This window comes from Aeromicrobium sp. PFPM2_SD2 (assembly GCF_057364525.1).
In genome coordinates this window covers 1-1,443 of record NZ_JBNFNZ010000551.1, presented here as the reverse complement: position 1 = coordinate 1,443, position 1,443 = coordinate 1, and the positions used below count along the sequence as shown (strand labels likewise).

The window sequence follows — 1,443 nt, the reverse complement described above, 5'->3', positions numbered from 1 at the left end:
CGGCGAGGTCGACCGGCCCGCGGCCCCACCCCGTCGAGCGCCCGCTCGAGTCGGCGGCCATGACGTCGACGCTGTAGGCCCCGGGCCAGTCGCTGCGCCTGCCCGCGCAGCGACAGCGCCAGCACGTCACGGTCCGTGCCCAGCGCGCGCGACCACGTCCCACGTCCGGGCGGTGTCGCCCGTACCGGGCAGCAGGACGAGCGGGACGGGCCGGGTGCGGTCGGCCGGCTGGTGCAGCAGGCCGCGCAGGCGCACGTCCCCGGCGTCGAGCTCGATCGGCCTCATGCCCGCAGCATGCCCGCGCCCGGGTGCACCTCGGGGGAGGGCGCGGCCTAGACCGGTTCGTCGACCTCGACCGGCCGCCGGACGTCCGTGCCGTCGCCCTGCAGGGCGTCCATGACGTCCTTCATCGGCAGCACCTTCGTGCCGGCCAGCAGCATGAGCGCCTCGACCTTGGCGGCGCTGCGTGAGACGAACGGCGCGCTGCGCACCGGGTTGTCGCCGATGCGCTCGCCCTCGTCCATCGACGTGAGGGCGCGCTGGGCCTGCTCGACCACGTCGTGCAGGTGCCGTCGCAGGTCGCCGGCCTCCGTCCGCAGGGTGTTCGCGAGGAAGGCGTTGACGTTGCTCATGAGGTCCTCTCGTCGGCGCGACCCATCCGTGGTCGTCGACTCCATCGGCGTCCGGACGCGCGACCTGAGTGCCCACCGGCGGGAGCCGGCTTCGCTAGGCTGCGGGCGGAGCCGCGGCGCACGCCCGGCTCCCCGGGGCGGTAGCTCAGCCGGTCAGAGCAGAGGACTCATAATCCTTGGGTCGTGGGTTCGAGCCCCACCCGCCCTACTCGTGGAGGTCCGCCGCCAACGGGCCGTCAAGGACGCCGGGTGCGGCGTCAGGACGGCGTCAAGGTCGTCGCCCGAGCCTTCCGACCGCCGCCGGTCGTCCCTAGCGTCGAGGCATGCACCGCGCGACGATCGACGTCCGGCCGCTGGGGGAGCGCGACCACGACGTCTGGCTCCAGCTGTACCGCGACTACGTCCCGTTCCACGGCCACGACCGGCAGGCCGCTCGGGCCGAGGTCGTCTGGGGCTGGCTCATGGACCCGCGCCACGAGCTCGAGGGCGTGGTGGCCGAGTGGGCTGGGACCCGGGTCGGGCTGGCCCACCTGCGGGTGTTCGGGCGTCCGCTCACGGCACCGGCCGGCGGGTTCCTGGACGACCTGTACGTCGTCTCCTGGGCCCGGTCCGGCGGCGTCGCCGACGTCATGCTGGACGCCCTGCGGGCGGAACGGCGCGACCGCGGATGGACGATCGTCCACCTCGTCGCGAACGGCGCGGACCGGCACGGTGGCTCCGCGTTCGAGCGGGTCGCGACACGCACCACCTGGGTCGCCGCCTGACGCGCCCGTCCGGACGCCCCCTGGGGCCGCCGCACGGCACTCACGCA

At 74.8% G+C, this 1,443-nt stretch carries 3 protein-coding genes and 1 tRNA gene; 2 read left to right on the top strand and 2 right to left on the bottom strand.

Going from position 1 to position 1,443, the window contains the following annotated elements:
- Positions 1-126: 126 nt before the first annotated feature.
- Positions 127-285, bottom strand: coding sequence for a hypothetical protein (locus tag AC2W7G_RS16210; RefSeq protein ID WP_485869344.1), 159 nt, complete (start codon positions 283-285; stop codon positions 127-129).
- A gap of 47 nt (positions 286-332) precedes the next feature.
- Positions 333-632 (bottom strand): hypothetical protein, encoded by a 300-nt coding sequence (locus AC2W7G_RS16205; RefSeq protein ID WP_485869343.1) that lies wholly within the window; start codon positions 630-632, stop codon positions 333-335.
- A 134-nt stretch (positions 633-766) separates the two neighbouring features.
- Between AC2W7G_RS16205 and AC2W7G_RS16200 the strand changes: the two genes are divergently transcribed.
- Together AC2W7G_RS16200 and AC2W7G_RS16195 are read left to right on the top strand one after the other, a co-directional pair.
- Positions 767-840, top strand: a tRNA-Ile gene (locus AC2W7G_RS16200).
- A 115-nt stretch (positions 841-955) separates the two neighbouring features.
- Positions 956-1,396, top strand: coding sequence for a GNAT family N-acetyltransferase (locus AC2W7G_RS16195; protein ID WP_485869342.1), 441 nt, complete (start codon positions 956-958; stop codon positions 1,394-1,396).
- Positions 1,397-1,443: the final 47 nt, after the last annotated feature.

Excerpts from the sequence above, each read along its gene's own strand:
- AC2W7G_RS16210 (WP_485869344.1), bottom strand. The coding sequence starts at position 285 with ATGAGGCCGATCGAGCTCGACGCCGGGGACGTGCGCCTGCGCGGCCTG.
- AC2W7G_RS16205 (WP_485869343.1), bottom strand. The coding sequence starts at position 632 with ATGAGCAACGTCAACGCCTTCCTCGCGAACACCCTGCGGACGGAGGCC.
- AC2W7G_RS16195 (WP_485869342.1), top strand. The coding sequence starts at position 956 with ATGCACCGCGCGACGATCGACGTCCGGCCGCTGGGGGAGCGCGACCAC.